Annotated in this window: 18 protein-coding genes and 1 tRNA gene; 5 read left to right on the forward strand and 14 right to left on the reverse strand. The window is 46.5% G+C overall.

What is annotated here, in order from left to right; genetic code table 11:
* Positions 1-10 precede the first annotated feature (10 nt).
* From KE626_RS25730 to KE626_RS25740, 3 genes are read left to right on the forward strand one after another with little or no spacing between them, the layout of a single operon-like run.
* Positions 11-2,254 carry a tetratricopeptide repeat-containing sensor histidine kinase gene (locus tag KE626_RS25730; RefSeq protein ID WP_211975892.1) on the forward strand — a complete coding sequence of 748 codons (2,244 nt, stop codon included), beginning with the start codon at positions 11-13 and terminating at the stop codon, positions 2,252-2,254.
* A gap of 4 nt (positions 2,255-2,258) precedes the next feature.
* Complete coding sequence (locus KE626_RS25735) at positions 2,259-3,623, forward strand: sigma-54-dependent transcriptional regulator (protein WP_211975893.1); 1,365 nt, start codon at positions 2,259-2,261, stop codon at positions 3,621-3,623.
* Positions 3,624-3,631: 8 nt separating this feature from the next.
* Complete coding sequence (locus tag KE626_RS25740; RefSeq protein WP_211975894.1) at positions 3,632-4,267, forward strand: TMEM175 family protein; 636 nt, start codon at positions 3,632-3,634, stop codon at positions 4,265-4,267.
* Here the strand turns inward: KE626_RS25740 and KE626_RS25745 are convergent.
* On the reverse strand, positions 4,264-5,874 hold the full coding sequence (locus KE626_RS25745) for a sigma-54-dependent Fis family transcriptional regulator (RefSeq protein ID WP_211975895.1): 1,611 nt from the start codon (positions 5,872-5,874) through the stop codon (positions 4,264-4,266). The genes KE626_RS25740 and KE626_RS25745 overlap by 4 nt on opposite strands.
* Positions 5,875-6,059: 185 nt before the next feature.
* Between KE626_RS25745 and KE626_RS25750 the strand changes: the two genes are divergently transcribed.
* On the forward strand, positions 6,060-6,641 hold the full coding sequence (locus KE626_RS25750) for a Crp/Fnr family transcriptional regulator (protein ID WP_211975896.1): 582 nt from the start codon (positions 6,060-6,062) through the stop codon (positions 6,639-6,641).
* Between the two features lie 2 nt (positions 6,642-6,643).
* Here KE626_RS25750 and KE626_RS25755 read toward each other — a convergent pair whose 3' ends face one another.
* From KE626_RS25755 to KE626_RS25800, 10 genes are all read right to left on the reverse strand, one after another.
* Positions 6,644-7,261: an alpha/beta hydrolase gene (locus KE626_RS25755; RefSeq protein WP_211975897.1), complete on the reverse strand. Its 618-nt coding sequence runs from the start codon at positions 7,259-7,261 to the stop codon at positions 6,644-6,646.
* A gap of 7 nt (positions 7,262-7,268) precedes the next feature.
* Positions 7,269-8,204 carry a ring-cleaving dioxygenase gene (locus tag KE626_RS25760; RefSeq protein WP_211975898.1) on the reverse strand — a complete coding sequence of 312 codons (936 nt, stop codon included), beginning with the start codon at positions 8,202-8,204 and terminating at the stop codon, positions 7,269-7,271.
* A gap of 10 nt (positions 8,205-8,214) precedes the next feature.
* Positions 8,215-8,526: a hypothetical protein gene (locus KE626_RS25765; RefSeq protein ID WP_211975899.1), complete on the reverse strand. Its 312-nt coding sequence runs from the start codon at positions 8,524-8,526 to the stop codon at positions 8,215-8,217.
* A 9-nt stretch (positions 8,527-8,535) separates the two neighbouring features.
* A complete protein-coding gene (locus KE626_RS25770) occupies positions 8,536-9,261 on the reverse strand; it encodes a pirin family protein (protein WP_211975900.1) in 726 nt (241 codons plus the stop codon).
* A 161-nt stretch (positions 9,262-9,422) separates the two neighbouring features.
* Entirely contained in the window at positions 9,423-10,244 is an 822-nt protein-coding gene (locus tag KE626_RS25775) for an alpha/beta fold hydrolase (RefSeq protein ID WP_211975901.1), read from the reverse strand.
* 457 nt (positions 10,245-10,701) lie between these two features.
* Positions 10,702-12,396 (reverse strand): RICIN domain-containing protein, encoded by a 1,695-nt coding sequence (locus tag KE626_RS25780; protein WP_211975902.1) that lies wholly within the window; start codon positions 12,394-12,396, stop codon positions 10,702-10,704.
* A 161-nt stretch (positions 12,397-12,557) separates the two neighbouring features.
* Complete coding sequence (locus KE626_RS25785; RefSeq protein ID WP_211975903.1) at positions 12,558-13,427, reverse strand: sialate O-acetylesterase; 870 nt, start codon at positions 13,425-13,427, stop codon at positions 12,558-12,560.
* Between the two features lie 12 nt (positions 13,428-13,439).
* Positions 13,440-14,549 carry an alpha/beta hydrolase gene (locus KE626_RS25790; protein WP_211975904.1) on the reverse strand — a complete coding sequence of 370 codons (1,110 nt, stop codon included), beginning with the start codon at positions 14,547-14,549 and terminating at the stop codon, positions 13,440-13,442.
* A 656-nt stretch (positions 14,550-15,205) separates the two neighbouring features.
* A complete protein-coding gene (locus KE626_RS25795) occupies positions 15,206-15,508 on the reverse strand; it encodes a hypothetical protein (protein WP_211975905.1) in 303 nt (100 codons plus the stop codon).
* 207 nt (positions 15,509-15,715) lie between these two features.
* Positions 15,716-15,799: transfer RNA gene (locus KE626_RS25800), tRNA-Leu, on the reverse strand.
* A gap of 190 nt (positions 15,800-15,989) precedes the next feature.
* Between KE626_RS25800 and KE626_RS25805 the strand changes: the two genes are divergently transcribed.
* Positions 15,990-17,492: an arylsulfatase gene (locus KE626_RS25805; protein WP_211975906.1), complete on the forward strand. Its 1,503-nt coding sequence runs from the start codon at positions 15,990-15,992 to the stop codon at positions 17,490-17,492.
* Between the two features lie 57 nt (positions 17,493-17,549).
* Here the strand turns inward: KE626_RS25805 and KE626_RS25810 are convergent, their stop codons facing one another.
* From KE626_RS25810 to KE626_RS25820, 3 genes are all read right to left on the reverse strand, one after another.
* Positions 17,550-18,299 carry an ABC transporter permease gene (locus KE626_RS25810; RefSeq protein ID WP_211975907.1) on the reverse strand — a complete coding sequence of 250 codons (750 nt, stop codon included), beginning with the start codon at positions 18,297-18,299 and terminating at the stop codon, positions 17,550-17,552.
* Positions 18,300-18,314: 15 nt separating this feature from the next.
* Positions 18,315-19,103 (reverse strand): ABC transporter ATP-binding protein, encoded by a 789-nt coding sequence (locus KE626_RS25815; RefSeq protein ID WP_249207692.1) that lies wholly within the window; start codon positions 19,101-19,103, stop codon positions 18,315-18,317.
* Positions 19,104-19,234: 131 nt separating this feature from the next.
* Complete coding sequence (locus tag KE626_RS25820) at positions 19,235-21,589, reverse strand: ABC transporter permease (protein ID WP_211975908.1); 2,355 nt, start codon at positions 21,587-21,589, stop codon at positions 19,235-19,237.
* Positions 21,590-21,664: the final 75 nt, after the last annotated feature.

Below are 21,664 nucleotides of genomic sequence, written 5' to 3' on the forward strand. Positions count from 1 at the left end.
GCTACAATTCATGATCAATTCCCGGTGGAAGGTGTTATTTATATGCTTGCTGCTGCCGGTATACACACGTGCCCAGTCAGACATTGACGTTAAAAAGGCTAATGAGCTGCTCCGGAATAGCCAGACGGATACCGCCACCATTGCCCGGATGCTGCGTGTGGGCGAAGCATTCCTCGACAAACCGGAATCCCGGGAAGAAGACATGAACATGGCCTTTCGCATGGCAGATCAAATGGAAGCCAGAAGCACGCAAACTAATTACCTAAGGGGGCTTGGCCTAAGCAAATTGCTGCGGGCCAAGGCCTTCCGGGAATCAGGACATGCCAGTCAGGGCAGAAACAGCAGTGAAGAAGCCCTCCGCTTGTTGGCCCAATATGGCACTGAATTAGAAAAAGCACAGGCCATTCTTGAATTGGGAGGTACTTACTCCAATGAAGCACAGGATCTTTCCCGCAAAATTGAACTGTATCAGCAGGGAGCTGCGATCTATTTGAAAACCGGTGATGAATTGTCTGCAGCTTGTCTGAAAGAGTTTATCGGAGATCTGCTACAGGTAAACGGAGATTATATTCATGCAGAAGAGGTACTCCGAGAAGCGCTGTCCATTTATAAAAAGAAAGGATACCCAAGATTACAGGGCCTGTATTCTATTTTAGGAGAAGTATACCACAAATCCAACAACTTTGTGCAATCCCTGCGCTACAACCTGCTGGCAGTAGAAACTGCCGAAAAGCTAAATGAACAGGGGCCGCTGATGGCCACCATTTACAACCGCGTTGGATTAAACTACTATAGCGTACATTACTATGATCAGGCACTCGATTATTTTGATAAAGCACTTGCCCATGCAAGAGGGCTTCACGATAGCGGCACTGTCAGAACCATGCTGCTGAATATATCTGATGCCTTGCGGGACCAGGGAGCATACAACAGGAGTCTGGATACCTTATATGCCTTCTACAAATCAGGTCCGGGCCTTGAAGAAAATGACATCATCCATGCTGAAATAAGTTACCTGAAAGACTATGCTGCGCTTCATACGCTGTCGAAAGCTACGCCCCATTATGAAAAACTAAAAACCATTCTTGAAAAAGGAAGTGCCGGCAAAGGAATTATCCAGGCGATTCGACTGGCAGTGGCCTTCTACCTCCAGGAAGCCGGCCATTTCAGCGATGCAGCCCAATACATCAGGGATTACCAGCAAGATATGAAAGTAGTGCCTGCGGGACTGGTACGCCAGGCAGAAGCAGCGTATCTCGCTTTCCGTAACGACTCGGCGCTGGGCAATCTGTCCGCTGCCATCACCTACTTCCAGCATTATAAACAATTGTCCGATTCCGTGACCAGCACCAACCAAAGCAAACAACTGGATGTGCTCCGGTTACAATTCGAAACAGAAAGAAAAGATAAAGACATCCAGTTGTTGACCCAGAAAAGTGTCTTACAGGAAGTGTCCTTACAAAAAGGAAGGGTATTCCGTAACGTGATCATGGGAGGTATCTGCATGCTGTTGCTTATCCTGGCACTGTTGTACAACAGGTACCGGCTGAAGAAAAAAACCACTTTCCGGCTGGAAAAACAGCAGGAAGCTATTAATACACAAAATGAGCTGCTAAAGAAGCTGGTAGATGAAAAAGAATGGCTGTTGAAAGAAATACATCACCGCGTAAAAAATAATCTCCAGATCATCATCAGTCTGTTGAATACCCAGTCGCAGTACCTCGACAATGCCGATGCCATCGCCGCTATCAAAAACAGCCAGCACCGCATGTATGCCATGTCGCTGATCCATCAGCGGTTGTACCATACAGACAACCTCGGCGCTATCAATATGGACTGGTATATCCGGGAACTGACCGGTTTTATGCAGGAAAGCTTTGACAGCGGCCCCAGGATATCTTTCTCCATCAACAGCGATGTGATGCTGCTGGATGTAGTGCAGGCCGTTCCACTAGGATTGATGCTGAATGAAGCCGTCAGCAATGCCATCAAGTACGCCTTTCCCGGCAACCGGAAAGGCGCCGTGACTATCACCTGCAAAAAAGATGAAGCACAATATTGCTCGCTTATCATTGCAGATAATGGTATTGGACTACCGGACAACTTTGTTCCGGAAGAATCACGATCACTGGGGATGAGCCTCATGAAAGGGCTGGCAGAACAGCTGGAGGGATCTTTCAATATTAAAAGCGGCCCGGCAGGCGTTTCTATACAAGTACTGTTTTTAGCAAGATCAATCAACCCCATAAACTAAAAGTATGGCTGACAAAGAAAAAATACTGATCGTAGAGGATGAGTTCATCGTAGGCAATGATCTGAGAATGATGCTGACGAAAGGCGGTTACGATGTTTGTGGTATCGCAGCTTCCGTAGAACAGGCCCGGGCGCTGATTACAGAGAGAAAGCCCGACTGGGTGCTGCTCGACATCATCCTCAAAACACCTACCAATGGCATTGAACTGGCAAAAGAATTGTTGCAGCTTCATATCCCCTTTCTGTACATTTCTGCCAATACCAACCAACAGACACTGGAAGCCGCCAAAGCTACCCAGCCCCATGGCTTTTTGGTAAAACCATTCCGTGAGCGGGACCTTTTCGTAATGCTCGACATTGCCCGCTATCGTCGTGGCGTGGAAACCGGTATGATCAGGGAAGCGCCTTCCACACCTGCGGAAACAATGTTTGATCCTGAGATCATCGGCAATAGCGATGCCATGAAAAAAGTGCAGGACCAGGCGCGAATAGTGGCCTCCACCAATACCTCTGTATTGCTGCTGGGCGAAAGCGGCACTGGCAAAGAACGTTTTGCCCGCGCCATTCATAAAAATTCTCTCCGGAAAAATAAACCGTTTATCACCGTCAACTGTGCAGCCCTGCCCGTTACCTTGCTGGAATCGGAATTATTCGGCCATGAAAAAGGCGCGTTTACGGGAGCTGTTCAAAAACGTACCGGTAAATTTGAGCAAGCACATGGCGGCACCATTTTCCTCGACGAGATCGGGGAACTTCCGCTGGATGCACAGGTAAAGCTGCTCCGTACACTCCAGGAAAGAGAAATAGAAAGGCTGGGCGGTAGTCCGCTGATTAAGGTAGATGTGCGCGTGATTGCAGCTACCAACAGGAACCTGGAAAAAGAAGTAGCGGAAGGAAAATTCCGGCTGGATCTATACTACCGGCTCAATGTATTTCCCATTGCATTGCCACCATTGCGCGAACACAAAGAAGATATCCACCCGCTGGCGCTTTATTTCCTTAAAAAATTCGCAGACAACACCGGCAAAAAAATGCCCGTCCTTAGCGAGGACGCCTGGCAAACACTCCGCCAATACGACTGGCCAGGCAATATCCGGGAACTGGAACATGTGTTGGAGCGACAGTTTATCCTGGCATCCGGCGAACAAATCAATGCAATAGAAATTCCAGTCACCCAGCTGTCACTCCAGCAAACAGCAGAGAAGCTGGAAACAATGGAAGAAATGGAAAGAGCGCATATTATGAAAGTCCTGAAAGCCTGTAATGGCCGGGTGTCCGGAAGTATGGGCGCTGCAGACATTCTCAACATATCTGCGCAAACACTGTATTCAAAAATGAAAAAACTGGGTATAAAAACCAACTATAAATAACCCACTACATGGAAAAAGAAACGGCGAGAATAGAAGGATTCAGCGATGCCGTATTTGCAATCGCCATTACCCTGTTGGTATTGGAATTGCACATTCCGGCAGTAGAAAGTAATAACAACCGGGAAGTCCTGATGAACAGCCTGTTGGCGCAGTGGCCTTCCTTCCTCGCTTTCAGCCTGTCCTTTTTCAGTATTTTCATTATGTGGGTCAACCATCACAAGATGTTTAAGCAGATCTACCGGCGCAACACTCCCCTGATGTTTGCCAATGGGCTCATTCTATTCCTGGCCACATGTATCTCCTATCCCACCGCTTTGCTGGCCAGGTACTATAGCACCCCATCCGCAACGGTAGCTGTAGCGATTTACACCGGCCTGTTCGTATGGATTAACCTTGCTTTTAATTTATTATGGGGTATTGCCAGCCGGAACAAGGCGTTACTACGACCGGAAATCAGCACGGATGCCATTAAAAAAATCAGGAGAAACTATCAGTATGGCATACCAGTGCATCTATCCGCATTTTTACTTTCCTTTTACTGGCCTGGAGGTGCGTTAATACTATGCGCCGGTCTCTGGACATATTGGGCGTTCACTTCCCGCAAACTGGACTTATCTGCCTCCCCTACGGCCAACCTGCTTTAATCCCGGTCTTTTCCCGTATCAATAAAATGCTCCTTCCTGATACCCAGCTTCTGCATTTTTGAGATCAGCGTGGTAGACGGTAACTGCAACTTAGCCGCTGCACCATTGGGTCCGGATACCTTTCCTTTCGACAACCTCACCATTTTCAGGATGTGTTCCCGTTCTACGTCTGCCAATGGACGTACCTGTGTTTCAGGGTCCTGTGAGGCGAACAGCATTTTATTCCTGGCGGGCAGGCTAACCTCTGTAATAGTTCCGGTAGCAGTAAGCAACACCGTTCTTTCGATTAAATGCTCCAACTCCCGGATATTTCCCGGCCAGAAATAAGCCTTTAACTTCTCCAATGCCTTGGGGGCAATACCATTTATCTTTCTGCCACTGCTGACCGCATATTTTTCGATAAAAAAAGAAACCAGGTCCGGTATATCCTCTCTGCGTTCCCGCAATGGCGGTAAGGAAATTGGAAATACGCACAGCCGGTAATACAGGTCACTCCTGAACCGGCCGGCTACAATCTCCGCCTCCAGGTTCTTATTGGTAGCAGCGATAATGCGCACGTTCACTTTTATCACCGATTTTCCGCCAATTCTTTCAATCTCTTTTTCCTGCAATGCCCTCAATAATTTCGCCTGCATTTCCAGCGGCAGTTCCCCGATTTCATCCAGGAAAAGCGTGCTGTTATTGGCCAGTTCAAACTTGCCGATTCTCTTCTCCAGGGCGCCTGTATAACTGCCCTTCTCATGGCCAAACAATTCGCTTTCCAACAGGTTGGCCGGAATGGCAGCACAGTTTACCTTGATCATCAGTTTGTCGCGCCGCGGAGAGGCATCATGTACCTGGTGCGCAATCAATTCCTTTCCGGTACCTGTTTCTCCCAGGATTAATACGGTAGCATCTGAAGCCGCCACCTTTGAAACAAGATCGTATATTTTCTGCATGGCGGCCGACTTACCGATAGCCTTGCCTGTAAGCTGTTTATCCTTCCTTCGTTCTTCTTTCAGATAACTGTTCTCCTGCTCCAGCCGGGTCTTGTACTTCCGGATTTCTTCCAATTGTAATTCAACTTTTTCGTTGGCGAGTATGTTGGAAATACCTGTTCCTAATTGATCAGCAATACTTTTGAAAAAACTGAACCGGCTTTGTAAAAAAACGCCTGCGTTCAACGCATACAGATACAGCACCCCTTTAGGCTCCTTTCCATTACAAATCCTGACCAGCATGATCTCCTTCACGCCGGCGTTGTACCAGTGTATGATATAGGTAGGAATTCCTTTTCTACGCACCAGGCTTTGCATATTGAACACCAATGGCTCTTCCTCCTCAATGGCCTTGTCAAATATCCCGTCATGAATGGTATGTTGCTGAAGCATCACCGGGCTTTCCCCTGTAACGGTCTTTATTTTATTTTTCGGGCTATATAGAAATGGCGAGTGAGTAACGGCATCTTCATTGATCAGGCAAAGCGTATAATAGTTGGCGCCAATATTTTCCAGCAATTGTTCATTAACGATTTCCCAAAGATCGGAGCGGTGCCTGGCAGCAGCTATTGCTTTGGAAAAACAAAGCAGGGTTTCAAATTCATCTTTGTTAGCACTGTCTGTGTTCATTATGCAATAATACAAAAGCTTTCATAAAATTACGATATATCGTAAAATAACATTTTCATCAAACTGCCACTTAATATTGAAAATCAACAAATTAAATTCAGGTACATGGTTTGACTAACGGGTGTCGCGTATTTACCGGGAAATGGGAAAGAACGCAAGTACTAATAACCTATCTTTAACAGACTATGTTTGAACAGATTGATCAATTCGTGGACCGTATCATATCGCTGACGCCGGAAGAGCGGCAACTATTTCATTCCCTGCTTAAATTCAGGCGGGTGAGAAAACGCACTTATCTTTTACAGGATGGCGAGATCTGCGACTTTGAAGCGTATATCGTCAAAGGTTGCATCCGTACGTATTACCTGAGTGATGATGGTACGGAAACGATACTTTCCTTCGCCATAGAAGACTGGTGGGTAAGCGACCCATACAGTTTTACGGAGCAGACGCCTTCCAATATGTTCATCGAATCGTTGGAAGATTGTGAGCTGCTGGTCGTTGACCATAAGAGCAAAGCAGCGCTGTATCAAAAAATACCAAAGTTTGAGACCTTGTTCCGGTTGCTGATACAACGATCGCTCTTCGCCTTGCAGAAGCGTTTCCACAGCCTGGTTTCACAAACCGCAGAACAGCGGTACCTCGCTTTTCTCGAAAAGTACCCCCAGGTGGTACAACGTGTACCGCAGAACCAGATAGCCCGTTACCTGGGGGTATCGCCGGAATTTCTGAGCAAAGTGAGAAGCGCGATGCACAAAAAGAAATAGCATCAGCTAAATATCAGTTCATTGGCCTGCCTGATCTCATCTTCGATGATTGTATGTCCCATATTATCATAGATCTTTTCCGTAACCCGGGCACCCATCTTTTGTAAGATGGCAGTCGATTCATGTACCCGTTGCACGGGCACATGGAAATCGGGATTGGAACTACCGATGAAGACAGGCATGCCATCAAACGTTCCGTGGTAGTTCTCCGGATATATCCGATCACCGATCAACCCACCCGTGAAAGCAACAGCGCCTCCATATCTTACCGCATTTCTGGTAATGAATTCAAGTGCAAGACATGCCCCCTGGGAAAACCCGAGGAAATAAATATGCTCCGACGCAATCCCCTGCTGTTGCAATTTATCTGTCATGTTTTTCAGCTGGCTTAGCGCAGCAGAAAGCCATGGCTCATTCTCCGCCGGCGGGGCGAGGAACGACTGCGGATACCAGCTATGATTGGTCGCCTGCGGCGCCAGTAGTGCATAGTCGCTGACGGGAAACCATTTAGCCATCGACAGGATATCTTCCGCCGATGCACCCCGGCCATGCAACATAATCAATGCCTTTGAAGCCTCCGTCACCGGCTTTGCGCCAGTAATGATATTTTCTTTATGCATGTCAGGATTATTTTAATACCGGTAATAATTTTTCAATCTCGCCCCTGGCCGGCTCATACTGTTTGGGAAGTTTGAGACCGGTGCCCAGCTTGTCGGGCGACTCATCTACTGTAAAGCCTGGATTGTCCGTCGCGATTTCAAACAACACGCCACCCGGTTCTCTGAAATATAGGGAAAAGAAATAGTCCCTGTCAATTTTGGGCGTGATTTGCAGCCCTTTACCTGACACCTTTTCCTGGTATTCCATCTGGATAACGTCGTTGGCTACCCTGAAGGCCACATGGTGATTGATACCGGCGCCATTTAAACCGCGTTGTCCATCCGGCAATGCCAGCAAATCAATGATACCAGCCTGCTGCACCGTGTCGGTGATAAAGCGGTAGCGGTTTCCTTCCTGGGCCAGCAGGCGATAACCGAATATGTCTGTCAACACCTCAGCGGTGGCATCTATTTCCTTCAGCGATAAAGTAGTGCTGTGGAAACCTCTTGTTGCCATATCTGCCTTTACCTCGCTTGTTTGCCAGGGCGTCCTGGTATCCGGTGTTTTGGGTACAACCAGGTTGATGTTAAGGCCATCGGGATCTGTAAACGCAAGATAAGGTTCGCCGAAGTGTTCTTTTATGTCGGAGAAAGGCACGTTAAAACGGGATAAGCGTTCCTTCCATGCATCCAGGCTGCCTTCCGGTACGGCATAGGTTATTTCGGTAGCCATGCCTGTCCCAGCCCGCCCTGAAGCAATATTTCCCCATGGGAAGAAGGTAAGGATGGTGCCAGGGGTACCATGCTCATCACCATAATAAAAGTGATAAGTGCCCGGATCATCAAAGTTGACGGTTTTCTTTACCATTCTGAGTCCAAGTACACCGGTATAAAAATCATAGTTGCGTTGGGCATCACCTGCAATAGCAGTAATGTGATGAAGACCCTGTATTTGTTTTCCCATAGTTTTACATTTATTGTTGATGATCGAGTGCGGCACGCACCTCATTTTCTAATAGTCCGCTACCGCCGCCGTAATGCCTGATAATGATGGTTGGCAAATGATGATAGTTAATGGCCCTGTGAAATGTTTTTTCGTCGTCGGCACTTACGCCCACGCAGAGCAACAGGGCATCGTAATTTTCACGCTGTAATTTTTCCAGTCCTTCTTCCCTTGTAAGCGCCACAACGCCATTCCAGCCGGTATGACTATTCAGTAGTCGCCCTACCACCTGCATAATAGCAGGATCGTATCCAACAGCGAGCAGTTTTAAGTGATTGTCCATAGCAATAAATTATTGCGGGTTAATGATCATGGGTACCTCCATTATCAACAGGCGGGCACTGTCACTCAGCGCTTTTACTTCAATGCTGTCAGACTCCCATATGCCCAGTCCATCCCTGGCTGAAAGTTCCTTTCCATCGACGGAGAAACGGCCATCTATCACGAAAGCATACACGCCATTGCCTGGCTGATGTACCGGATAAGCAAATGAAACGCCGTAATCGAAATACCCGATGCCGAACCATACATCTTTGCGAACAGAGATGCCGTTGGGATTATCAGGCCCGATAAACGTATACAACTGGTTGCTTCCTTCATGATGTGGCAGCTCTCCCAATGTATATAGGGGCGGCGTATTCAGGTCTTCCGGATAGAGCCAAATCTGGAGGAACTCAGCTATCTCATCACTGCTATTATTGTATTCACTGTGAAACAGGCCACTGCCGGCGTGCATTACCTGGATAGTTCCTGCGGCGGCTATCGCTTTGTTTCCTGCTGAATCCTCATGTCTGAGACTTCCTTTCAATGGAATACTGATAATTTCCATATTATCGTGTGGGTGTAGTCCAAATCCTTTTCCACCGGGCAGCGTGTCATCATTCAGCACCCGTAGTGCGCCAAAACCCATTCTCCTGGGATTGTAATAATCGCCGAAACTGAATGTTTTCCGACTATCCAGCCAGTCATGATGATCATGTCCGCGGGTGTCTGCTTTATGAAGAATATACTGTGCCATCGACTTTATATTTATAAAACAAAGTTCCGTTATATCGCCCCTTCTGCCTATGAACCAGTTTAAGAAACCGGGTTAATCTATGTTAAGATTTCGGGGGTTCCTCAAAAACCAATGGCCAGGAGTAACTCCTGGCCATTGGTTGCAAATGATCACTTTAATTATTATTCTTTAATAAAGGCCAGCAGGTCTGCATTAATTGTAGCCGCTTCCGTAGTGGGCATTCCATGCGGAAAACCAGGATAGGAAATCAAACGGCCATTCTTCAGCAGCTGGGCTGCCTTCACACCGGTAGTAGCGATGGGTACAATCTGGTCATCTTCGCCATGCATCACCAATACCGGGATGTCAACGCTTTTAAGATCTTCGGTAAAGTCTGTTTCTGAGAAAGCCTTAATACAGTCATAATGCGCCTTAATGGCTCCCATCATGCCCTGACGCCACCAGTTGTCCATGATACCTTGTGATTTTTTAGCGCCTTCCCGGTTGTAACCATAAAATGGAACGGTAAAATCCTGGAAATACTGCTGACGGCTGGTGGCCGTATTCACTCGTATTTCATCGAATACAGACAGCGGAACACCGTCGGGGTTATTTTCGTTCTTTACCATGATCGGCGTAACGGCGCTCACGAGCACAGCTTTAGCGACGCGGCCCTTTCCATGTTTTGCTACATAACGGATCACTTCTCCTCCACCTGTTGAATGCCCGATATGCACTGCATTTTTCAAATCGAGCGCTTTCACCAGCTCCGCTACATCTGATGCATAAGTATCCATATCATGACCAATAGCAGTTTGGCTGGACCTACCATGGCCTCTGCGATCGAAAGCTATAACCCTAAAGCCCTGGTTCAGGAAAAAAATCATCTGAGCATCCCAATCATCGCTGGACAATGGCCAGCCGTGATGGAAAACAAGGGGTTGACCGGTTCCCCAATCTTTGTAATAAATTTCGGTACCGTCTTTAACAGTGATCTTGTTCATGTTTTTTGAGTTTAAATGATAGTTAATAATTTAGTATGGGTTTCCGTCTAACGAGCAAATAATAAGTCCGCAGGTAGTCAGCATCATTCTTTAATACTTGCTTCGAATGACAAGACAAAACTCATGCTTTAAATAACTATCGCCAATAACCTATATTAAGAACTGGGATTAATCTAGTTTAATAAACGGACCGGGGAAGCGTAATACAACGGAGTAGATTCCACATATGGTAACACTGTCGGATTTTCATCTCAAATAAATAATCTGAAATTTAGATAACGAGAGAATTACAAGCGTTCATTAACTTACAACCTTTTCTAGTACCCAGATAGGACATACTGGATGTTTTAAAAGCCTCGATTTCCTTAAATTCACTATTAAGTATATTATTTCCATATAATGACTTTTGAGGAAAACTACCGGACTGTTGTTATATTAAAAAGCATTATTTCATTTCTCAATTTATCCTGACGAAACGAACATACTGGCAGGAGCTCTGCAGAAAATCGTAAAGCTGTAAACCGTTGCTCCCATTGAGGGTGCAACCAGAAATATCCCAGGCCTTTGCCATATTTAGCTTAGACGTAATTTTATAGTATCCATTGCCGGTACTTGTAATCTTCCATGCCTGGGCGTCGTTTGAGTAATTATCCCAAAGCCTGATTGTAGTTCCATTGGCGGTTGCGCCATTGGCAAGGTCAATGCACCTTCCGGATGTACTTGCGAGCGAAACGAACCGCCAATAACCGTTGCCGGTAGCTATCGCTTTCCAGCGCTGCGCGGATGCCCCGTTACGCCCCCAGGGATGCAGCACGCCTCCATTTGTATCATTGCCGTACTGGAGTTCTAACACTTTGCTTGGGTCCTGCAAATATTCAATTTCATATACTGTATTATTTTGCAGGTCCCCGGTACTGCATGAAACCGATGGTATATTTGACGATGCATATGCTGCAAACCATTGCTTACACGGAGCAGCGCACGCTTCCCAATCGTTGTTAAACGCGGTTACCCCTTGCGGGTCGCCCTCATTGATAAGGTCTTCCGGCCCCAGCAGATTCCAGCTGACATTGCCGGACTGATCTGTAATATATTTAAGATTGGCTCCAAAGCCATTTCCCTGAGCAGTGCCGGTGATTCCTTGTCCAAAGGTGCCATAGCCGTTCGACCAGTCAGTTTCTGTTATTGCTATCGGAGCTATGTTCGCAACGGGTTTTACATTAATATCCCATGCGGCCTGAAACGCGGTATAATTGTTTACTCCACCCCAATAGCCCGGATAAATGTGAACAGCGTAGCCTATATTTCCACCGGTGATCGGATAATTAGGATAGCCCTGGTAATGCGATTGCCATCCGGTACCCGGAATCCAGCAAACGTTCTGTGCGCCATTATTGCGAATACTATTTACAATTGGCTGGAAAAAGTTACGTAATGCTTCGAAATGTGGCGCGCCCGTCGATCCCCATACCCCATTGGTTCCCAGGATCTCTACAGGTTCATTCGCTATTTCAAACATCACATTCTCAGCATTTTTTAGCGCGGGATGCTGGGAAAGAAAATTCCATACAGTAGTAAGATATGCATGGTAGGCATCGTTTACGGCGATGCGACCAGGGCAAACGCCAGGCGGCCGTAAAATCACGTACATTCCCCGTGATTTTGCATGGTTAATCAGAGGGATGATCACCTGATCTGTATAGGTGACCAGGCGATTATAATTAAAACGGGAAATATCATTCTCTGGAATTGGCGCACCGGGGTCATTTGTCCAATAAGGGTCAATATGGAGTCTTATATAATTAAGATAAAAACCGTCGTCCGTACTTGTAAGGCGGTCCATTACAGCAAAATTATAGGAAAGACATCCCTGGATATCGTAATTATTCCAACGGCAGTTTCCGGAGGCACATCCGTTGAACCATGGGCTTGGCGTCATGGCAACTCCGTGTAACAATACGTTGTTTCCGCAATAATCTTTAAGATAGCGCCCTTCCACATGCAACGCAGGTGTGGCTTTTGTTGCAGTGGGCGTTTGGAGAACCACTGCGGATACGTTCCTGGGGTTATTTATTTTTTCTAGTTGATGTGGTTTACCGCACGAAAACAGTATTGATCCGGCGATCAAACAAATGGCAATTGTTCTTTTCATTTGTAAGAGTTTTTTATTTGTAAAGGGGTTCATAAAATTTCTGTAATAAACCAGGTGCTACCCAATCATTGCACCATAAAAAATCTAACTAACAACGAATGCCTCACTTACCGCTCATAAAATATGTAATCCTATTATTAAGTTTCAGGGAAAAATCATACTTATTCAGCCGTGATTTTTTTACCCATCAGCTCCAGCATAACAGCCGCATATCGTTTGCCCAGTTCCCTGTATCCGGCAGCGCTAAAGTGCAGCCTGTCTTTTACGCCCTCGCATGTTGCGGATGAAACAATATGTGCCGTAGGAATAGTTTGAGGAAGCATGCCTATAATTTTATTCATACCGGCGCAGGATCCGTTCTGGTCTTCGGGAACCAACTCACCAGCAATTAACGGCACTTTCTCTGCGTCGAGGTTGAGGTCTTTTAAAAGGCGGTCATATACTTTCTTTACTTTTTGAGGCCATAACGTATCTCCATTATTGGATTCCCCCTGATGTAATAAAACGCCTTTGATGACGCCATTTTTCTGAGCCAGTTTTGCCATTTCTACCAACCTTTGGTACGGGTTACCGGCATATTCTTTAATCATATTCTTCATCCACTCAGGCTGGCGTGCCGCGTAGGAGGCACAACTGTCTTCATCAAATAATTCAATTTTACACCCGCCTACTGAAACGTTGATTATACCCACATTTATTTTTTCGGGGAGATTTTCAACCATCGTTCTTCCGAAATAATCTGCCGGGCTAAGACCTGTGTAGCAGCGCGTAAGTGGAGGCACAGCGGTGTACCAGCTACCCATTTTTCGGCCACGGTTGTCGCAATCTACCGCAGCCAATACCTTAAATCTGTCGCTGATACCTGCGCTGTCAATGGTCTGTACCTTTGCGTTTCCCTCCATGTTTGACTGGCCGAGGCATAGATAAATATGAAAATTTTTGTCCTGGCCAAATAGCCCGGTGGTTATACATATACCCGCAATAAGAGCGATCAGCCTGAGGTTAAAATAGCTTCTTTTTTCTTTTATCATATTTTACATTTTTTACCTGAAAAGCAATGGCGCCATTGCTTTCAGGCTTCTTCTCCATGTTAAAAACTCATGCGCGGTTCCCGGCGACACATAAGATACAGCGTTAAAACCCGCTGTTTTCAATTCATCGGCAGCCTTTTTTACATTCGCTGGATTTTCTTTGCTGCCACAACTTAAAAACACCAGTTTAGGTTTTTGTTGATCGGTTTTTAAATCGTCCGGCGCAAAAGTACCTCCGCTTAAAAGCCCATAATAGGAGAATACACCGGGATTGGCCAAGGCAATCTTTTTTGTTTCCATACCACCCATAGAAAGCCCTGCCATAGCCCGGCTTAGCTGGTCTGGCAATGTGCGGAAATGACTATCAACGTAAGGAATCAATTCATTTACCAGGACTGTCTGAAAAGAATCGATTTTAAAATTTCTGATTCCGCCCCATTTAATTTCATTGGTCATGCCATAAGTCATTACAATAATGAATGGCTTTATTTCGCCATGGGCAATGAGATTATCCATAATCAAATTAGCAAAACCCTGGTTGCTCCATGCGGTTTCATCCTCGCCCCAGCCATGTTGCAGGTACAAAACAGGATAATGTTTTTTCATATCCTTCTCATAATCCGGAGGGGTGTACACAAAAGCCCTGCGGGTAATGCCGGTACTTTTTGAAGGGAACAATACCTGTGATACCTGGCCATGCGGCACATCTTTTAACGCGTAGAAGTCGCGATCCTGCGCAGGTATTTCTATGCCGCTTTCCCAACGGGTAGAACCATAAAAGTTAAGCGCGCCGGGATCATTGAACATACCATTATCTACCATTACATGGTAATAATGAAACCCTTCATCCATGGGCCCTGCGGTGGTGCCTATAAAAAAACCGTCGGCATCCCTAGCCAGGATAGTGCCCCCACTGCCACCAAGCCCCAAACTTACCCTTACACTGTCCGCCATAGGAGCTTTTATTTTAAACCTGGCATACCCCTGCGAGTTGACCTGGGGGTATAGCTGGCCCGACTGGTTAAAAATTGAGGGTTTAAAATCATCTTTTACCTCCTGCGCTGCTACCGCGCCGGTTAAAAAAGCAAATGCGATTGTGAGGGTTCTTACTTTTCTGTTCATAGTAAACTCATTTTTCTATTTGGAATTTATTGTTGGTTCCTTTGACACTTTGCGGTATTCCGGGAACAGCATAAACTGGTGCCTTTTGTTACGCAGAAGCGGCGAGAGTCCTTCTGTTGGTACGTGTACACAGGTTTTTATTAATTCCGCAAGTCCTTTTAAATTGGCATTATAACGCCGATTAGAAGGAACAGGAAGCCGCTTTTTGTCATCTGGAAAGGGTTTTAAAATATAAATAGCTTTGATAACGGCACGCCTATACGGACTTTAGTTTTTCCTTCACTGTGCTCGTTCATGACCTGCCTGTCAAATTGCCTCTCATCTGTATCCCACGTAGCATTAACATTGGTTTGTTATTCCAATGGCTGCATGATATGAGCTGGTGCGCTGGGTTTTAACTTCTTTAGCTTATTGAGATGAGGGAACCTGTATACATGGTATACTCCTTTGTGAATCCTGCGATGCCCTGCCTGCCGCAAATAAGCGAGAAGTTTACGAAAGCCATATTAGGTGTGTTTGAATAGAAGTAACTGAAGCGCCTCAATTAAAGCGCTGTCATTCCTGCGGATACAGAAGTAGAAATTTCTAACGTGGAAAGTAAATCAATCTACAGGTCTTGCTCACAGAAATACCCTGATCTGCAACCAGTTCTTCTGCTATCTTGTATTTTCATCACTTGAGAATGTATCCAATTCCGTGCTTAATGCAGCCATGCCTTCAAAACTTATTTTTCTTGCATTGAGGTTGTCTGCAATACGATTCTCAGCCAGCTCTATAAAATCTTGAACCTTCTCAATCCGCTTACCTTTCATGGTGCCCCTCCTAAACGCGAACGCCCAACCGTAATGCCGGGCCGTGGAATCAACCTGGGTTATCGAGTGCCTGCCAATGATATCCATTTTTGGTACAGCGTATTGATCGTTTTTTTGTAAAGTAAAAAATAATTGTCGAAATGACAAGTATAATTTTTCTATAACGCTCCATAAATGATGGTTAATTGTAAACAGGATTTTCCTCAGAGGTAAAAATTAGGTATGCGTTTCCAGAAACATCAGTGGGAAAGGTTGCTGGTATAAAGGGCGTGTCATTCATTCAGGTAAAAGCGTACAAAAACGACATTGACACAAAAAAATAGGTTGTAAGTCAAATACTTACAACCTATTACGTGCCCAGAACTGGATTCGAACCAGCACACCCTTGCAGGCGCTGCGACCTGAACACAGTGCGTCTACCAATTTCGCCATCTGGGCAACTGATATTGTGTCAGGGCTGCAAATATACACACCCCGTCCATTTTTCCAAAATTTCACCGCAGTATTTTTTCAGCAACACCATCACATAAAAACACGGTAACCATAAATGACCATACGCAAACGCTTGCGCAATAAATGCGGTCACAGTAAATATTCTACTTTATCTTGACGCAAATATTTGATCGTTATGGTAAAACAAATCCTTTTATTCACTTTAGCCGCGCTGCCTGGTATCAGCGCTGCACAAAGCAAAAAGTCTGCCGCCGGCCGACAAAAACCCAACATCATATTTATTTATGCCGATGACCTGGGATATGCTGAAACAGGGCCTTATGGCCAGCAAAAAATAAAAACGCCGAATCTTGACCGGCTGTCGGCAGAGGGCATTCATTTCAACCAGTTTTATACCAGCACACCGGTTTGTGCGCCGGCACGCTGTATGCTGCTCACCGGGCGTCATGGGGGCCATTCATATATCAGGGGCAATTATGAAATGGGAGGATTCCCCGATTCGCTCGAAGGCGGACAAATGCCCTTACCTGAAGGCACCATCACTGTTGGCAGTATGCTGCAACAGGCGGGGTACACCACGGCTGCGGTAGGTAAATGGGGCCTTGGAATGCAATACAGCAGCGGAGATCCTAATAAGCAGGGCTTCAACTATTTTTATGGTTATCTCGATCAGAAGCAGGCGCATAACTACTATCCCAGCCATCTCTGGGAAAACGGCAAAGCCGATAGTTTGCATAACCAATACATCAACGTACACAAACCACTGCAGCCGGAAGCCGCTACCGATAATGATTTCGAATACTACAAAGGAAAAGATTATGCAGTAGATGAAATGACAAAAAAAGCGACGCGGTTTATCAAGTCGCATCAGTCGTCCCCTTTCTTCCTCTATCTTCCGTATACGATACCACATGTGTCCCTGCAAGTGCCGGATAGTGCGCTGAAACAGTATATCGGGCAGTTTAATGAAAAGCCGTATTACGGACAGCAAGGCTATACGCCACATAAATATCCGCTGTCGGCCTATGCGGCGATGATCACTTACCTTGATACACAAGTCGGTATTATCATGGATCTCGTTGCAAGCATGGGGCTGGACGATAATACGATCATCATGTTTTCGAGCGACAACGGCACCACGTTTAATGGTGGCGTGGATCCCGCTTTCTTTAACAGCACCGGCGGTCTTAGAGGGTTTAAAATGGATCTCTATGAAGGCGGTATCCGTGAACCGCTTATTGCCAGATGGCCGGGAAAAATTCCTGCCGGCAAAACATCTGAGCTGCCAGGTGTGCAATATGATATGATGGCTACGTTTGCGGATATAGCAGGTATAAAAGCTCCCGCGAACGATGGTATTTCCCTGTTACCGGAAATGACCGGCAAACATGGTCAACAGGCCAGCAGGAAATATATCTATTTTGAATATCCGGAGAAAGGTGGCGCAGTGGCCATCCGTATGGGACAGTGGAAAGCTATAAAAAATGGCCTGAAGAAAAATCCCGATGCGGCCTGGGAATTATATGACCTGGCGAAAGATAAATCAGAAGAACATAACATAGCGGCATCTCATCCCGATATGATCCCCGCATTTGATGCTATTGTAAAGAAAGAACACCGCAATGCACATATCAACGAATGGGAATTTATCAATTCAAAACTGAAAGCGGCTAAGTAAATATTTGTTATTTTGGGGAGATGGAGCGTACTCCATCTCCCCAAAATACAATACGCGTTACTTACTCTCCCATTTAAACCATTTCACTCCCAGTATAACGAAAACCGCTGTATATCCAATGGACGCCAGCAGCGCCCAGGTAGTTTCCAGGCTCCAGGTTGCCGGCGCAAGACTTGCTGCCAGCACTTTTCTTACCACACCATAGGGCGACCAGATCACCAGCTTTTCTATCACTTCTCCCAATACCCCAAACTCGCCAAACATACCTATCATAATAAACACAAAGTAAACCAGTCGCGTGGTGGAGTTAACGGTATCAGGATTCTTTATCCGTCCTACGATCGCCTGCCCCAAACCCAGGTACACGGCTCCTCCCAGCATCGACATCAACAACCCGGCTGCATATCCGGCGGGAGATATCTGTATGTGATCTACAAAATAACCTACCACAAAAACCAATACCGTCATCAACACAATCATCGCTATCTGTACCGATAAACGGCTTATCATAATTGTCCATGCCGAAACAGGGCCTACCCTCAAACGCTGGAATACGCCCCTGTCGCGGTCGCGCGCGATGCTATTGGAATACCCCATCAGCCCGATGCTGGTCAGCCCGATGGTAATACAGGAAGAAAGTACAAATACACCACCCAGTTTATCAATCAGTCCTTTCCATGAAATCAATATGATTAACGGCACAATCAGCACCAGCCTGAAAGACCGGCGATTACGCCAGAGCGTGGTGAAGTCGGCCCGGAGCAGGGCAGCCATCACGGCAGAATTTTTTGGTATCCTTGTTTCCATCATGTAAGCTTTTTATCAGGGACGTACAGCCGTACCGGTTAAACCAATAAATACATCTTCCAGGGTTACTTTCCCCTTACGCACCACCTTCAATACTTCCGGATCATGCCGGTGCTTTTCTATCAGCGCCTCCGGCGTATCGATCGCAATAATACGCCCGTGATCAATGATAGCAATGCGGTCGCATACCGCTTCCGCCTCTTCCATGGAATGGGTAGTGAGCAACACGGCATGACCGTTGTTACGGAAATGTTCCATGCGCTCCCATAGCTGTCGTCTCGATTGCGGATCCAGCCCGGTAGTAGGTTCGTCGAGCAACACGAGCTGCGGATCATGTATAGTGGAAATCACCAGCGATACCCGCTGTTGTTGTCCGCCGGATAGCTGGGAGATTTTTTTGCCGGCGGCTTCTTCAAGACTGATCTCTGCCAGTTTCCGCTTTACTGCATCATCCTGCAGATCCACGCCGTATATGCTGGCAAAGAGACGAATGATTTCTGCGATGGTAAGTTCGGGTTGAAAGCTGGTAGCCTGTAACTGTACGCCCATATTGGCGCGGGCATGCAAGGGTTTTTCCCGGGTATCAAAACCCGCTACCGTAACGGTACCGGAAACAGGGTGTAACAAACCTTCAACAGCACTGAGCGTACTCGTTTTGCCGGCGCCGTTGGGCCCCAGCAGCCCAAATATTTCACCACCATATACCCCAAAGGAAACATCCTTCACTGCCTGGAAAGCGCCATAACTAACATTCAGTTCCTTTACCTCCAGGATAGGATCAGGCATCGGTTGTTGATTGATCATCTAAAACAGGTTTGGTTCAAATTGACGATCGAAAATACAACAACACGGCTGATCACAGCAGGGAAAAAGGTGAATGCCCCGGAAAAAGCGGCCAACGGAGGTGTTATAGCGGTAAACAGGCAATAGTGTACTTACTCTGCCCTCAAACTCTTGACGGGGTTCGCCAGCGCTGCCTTTAATGCCTGGTAACTCACTGTTGCCAGCGCTATCAGCATCGCCAATATACCCGCTATTATAAAGATCCACCAGCTGATAGTAATGCGGTAGGCGTATTCATTGAGCCAGTTGTTCATCAGCCACCAGGCGGCCGGGAAAGCCAGCAAACAGGACACCGCCACCAGTTTCATAAACTCCCGCGACAAAAGACCTGTAAGTCCTGCTACAGAGGCGCCCATTACTTTGCGGATACCTATCTCCTTGGTTCTGCGCTCCGCTGTATAGGCGGCTAAACCGAATAAACCCAGGCAGGAGATAAAGATCGCCAGGCTGGCAAAAATACCGGCGAGTTTACCGGTAAGCGCTTCTTCGTTAAAGAACTTCGTAAATTCTACATCCGTAAAGGCGTATTCAAAAGGATAAGCGGGGTTATAGCGGGTAAATATTTTTTCTGTCTGCGCCAGCGCTTTGCTGATATCCGCATCCTGTTTAAAACGCACACTGATATAACCCGGATACTCCGCATTGCTGTACAACAGGAAAGGTGCACCGTTCACATACATGTTATTATACAGGAAATCTCCAACGATGCCTACTATATTATATGCCCGGTTACTATGCCGGATGATTCCTCCTACCCGCCCTTCGGCGCCCATCTGCGCTGCCATGGACTGATTGATGATGACGCTGTTACTGTCTGCACGGGCATCTTCATAAAAATCCCGCCCGGCCACCAGGCGCATATTCATGGTGTGTATATACTGAGGACTCACCCCATTGTAAGTAACCAACACATCTTTTGATGGATCCATGCCCTTCCAGGAATAACCTCCCATATTGTACCAGATATTCAGCATGGGCGACTGGCTAAGCGCTGCATCGGCTACCAGGCCGGTTTGACGGAGGTCGTGAACAAGCGCGTCAAAATGCTTTCCCAGCTCTCCCTGCAGAACTACTGATATCAGCCGGTCCTTTTCAAAGCCCAGGTTACGCGACTTTACATGATGTATCTGTTGATACACGATGACGGTGCTGATGATCAGTACAATGCTTACAGTAAACTGGGTTACCACCAGCCCTCTTCTTATAAAACCGGCAGCGCTGCCACCCCTTGCCTTTAACTGTTTCAATGCACCCACCGGGTTAAACGAAGAAAGATACAGCGCCGGGTAACTACCGGCTACCACACCTGTTATTAATCCTATAAGCAATAATAAAACGATATGCAGGGGGTTAAATAAATCCAGGGATAACTGTTTTCCCACCACTGCATTGAACAATGGCAACACCACCAATAATGCCAACAATGCCACTCCCACTGCAACATAAGCCATCAATACCGACTCCGCCATAAATTGCAGCAGCAGCCGCCCTTTTCCGGCGCCCATCACCTTACGCACGCCTACTTCCCTGGCTCTTTTTTCAGAATTGGCGGTGGCCAGGTTCATAAAGTTGATACAGGCTATCAGTAAAATAATGCCGGCTATCAGGCTGAATAAACGTACATACTGGATCCTGCCACCCGACAGTTTCCCGTCTGTATACTGATCATAGAGATGCCAGTCGTCCATTGCCTGTAAAAAACATTCCGTTGATATATCACCTTTTGTGGCTAAATATCCTTTCAGCTGCCTGTTGATCACCGCCAGATCTGCTGTTGGCTGCAGCTGCACGTAGGTTTGTATACCATTAGCATCCCATCGCCTTAACCACGCCTGCCGCCCCTCCTCTATGTCAAAAGGAGCCAGCCACTGGAATTGAAAAGATCCGTTTTCAGGAGGCGCCTTAAATACACCGGTAATCATATAGTCGTTGCCGTTATTCACCTTCAGCGTTTTACCGACCGGGTCTTGTTTACCAAAAAAGTCAGTGGCCATTTCTTCGCTGATCACCAGCGAATTCAGCTGCTGAAACGCAGTCGCTGCATTACCATGCACCAACTGCAACGACAGCATGGACATGAGGTTGGCGTCGGCATAACAGCCATTTATGTTCATGGTCTTCTTTCCATCGGAAAAAAGTTCCCGGGAATTGCCACCTGAACGGGCTGTTTTTGCTATACCCGGAATATCTCCCGGCAAAGCCTTTGCCATAGGCCCGGGCGTAGCTCTGTAAGTATCTGTCTTTCCATCATAGGTTTGATTTTCCCTCACCAGGTATAAATTTTTATACCCCGGTATATCATGGTTATAGGTCAGCTCCGCTTCTATCCATAAACCAATAAGCGCCGCACAAACGATACCGGTAGCCAGCCCGGCAATATTCAACAAACTATATCCCCTATTTTTACGGAGGTGGCGAAGAGCAATATTGAAATAACTTCTGAGCATAGCCGTGGATTGATAAGGGAACAAACGCGCCAAACAAAATGCCAGCTAATGCATCATATGATTACCAGGCGCTTA

This window comes from Chitinophaga hostae (assembly GCF_018224885.1).
Classification (GTDB): domain Bacteria; phylum Bacteroidota; class Bacteroidia; order Chitinophagales; family Chitinophagaceae; genus Chitinophaga; species Chitinophaga hostae.

Excerpts from the sequence above, each read along its gene's own strand:
- KE626_RS25815 (WP_249207692.1), bottom strand. The coding sequence starts at position 19,103 with ATGATCAATCAACAACCGATGCCTGATCCTATCCTGGAGGTAAAGGAA.
- KE626_RS25785 (WP_211975903.1), bottom strand. The coding sequence starts at position 13,427 with ATGATAAAAGAAAAAAGAAGCTATTTTAACCTCAGGCTGATCGCTCTT.
- KE626_RS25750 (WP_211975896.1), top strand. The coding sequence starts at position 6,060 with ATGTTTGAACAGATTGATCAATTCGTGGACCGTATCATATCGCTGACG.
- KE626_RS25765 (WP_211975899.1), bottom strand. The coding sequence starts at position 8,526 with ATGGACAATCACTTAAAACTGCTCGCTGTTGGATACGATCCTGCTATT.
- KE626_RS25760 (WP_211975898.1), bottom strand. The coding sequence starts at position 8,204 with ATGGGAAAACAAATACAGGGTCTTCATCACATTACTGCTATTGCAGGT.
- KE626_RS25780 (WP_211975902.1), bottom strand. The coding sequence starts at position 12,396 with ATGAAAAGAACAATTGCCATTTGTTTGATCGCCGGATCAATACTGTTT.
- KE626_RS25770 (WP_211975900.1), bottom strand. The coding sequence starts at position 9,261 with ATGGCACAGTATATTCTTCATAAAGCAGACACCCGCGGACATGATCAT.
- KE626_RS25745 (WP_211975895.1), bottom strand. The coding sequence starts at position 5,874 with ATGAACACAGACAGTGCTAACAAAGATGAATTTGAAACCCTGCTTTGT.
- KE626_RS25820 (WP_211975908.1), bottom strand. The coding sequence starts at position 21,589 with ATGCTCAGAAGTTATTTCAATATTGCTCTTCGCCACCTCCGTAAAAAT.
- KE626_RS25740 (WP_211975894.1), top strand. The coding sequence starts at position 3,632 with ATGGAAAAAGAAACGGCGAGAATAGAAGGATTCAGCGATGCCGTATTT.
- KE626_RS25735 (WP_211975893.1), top strand. The coding sequence starts at position 2,259 with ATGGCTGACAAAGAAAAAATACTGATCGTAGAGGATGAGTTCATCGTA.
- KE626_RS25730 (WP_211975892.1), top strand. The coding sequence starts at position 11 with ATGATCAATTCCCGGTGGAAGGTGTTATTTATATGCTTGCTGCTGCCG.
- KE626_RS25755 (WP_211975897.1), bottom strand. The coding sequence starts at position 7,261 with ATGCATAAAGAAAATATCATTACTGGCGCAAAGCCGGTGACGGAGGCT.
- KE626_RS25805 (WP_211975906.1), top strand. The coding sequence starts at position 15,990 with ATGGTAAAACAAATCCTTTTATTCACTTTAGCCGCGCTGCCTGGTATC.
- KE626_RS25810 (WP_211975907.1), bottom strand. The coding sequence starts at position 18,299 with ATGGAAACAAGGATACCAAAAAATTCTGCCGTGATGGCTGCCCTGCTC.
- KE626_RS25790 (WP_211975904.1), bottom strand. The coding sequence starts at position 14,549 with ATGAACAGAAAAGTAAGAACCCTCACAATCGCATTTGCTTTTTTAACC.
- KE626_RS25775 (WP_211975901.1), bottom strand. The coding sequence starts at position 10,244 with ATGAACAAGATCACTGTTAAAGACGGTACCGAAATTTATTACAAAGAT.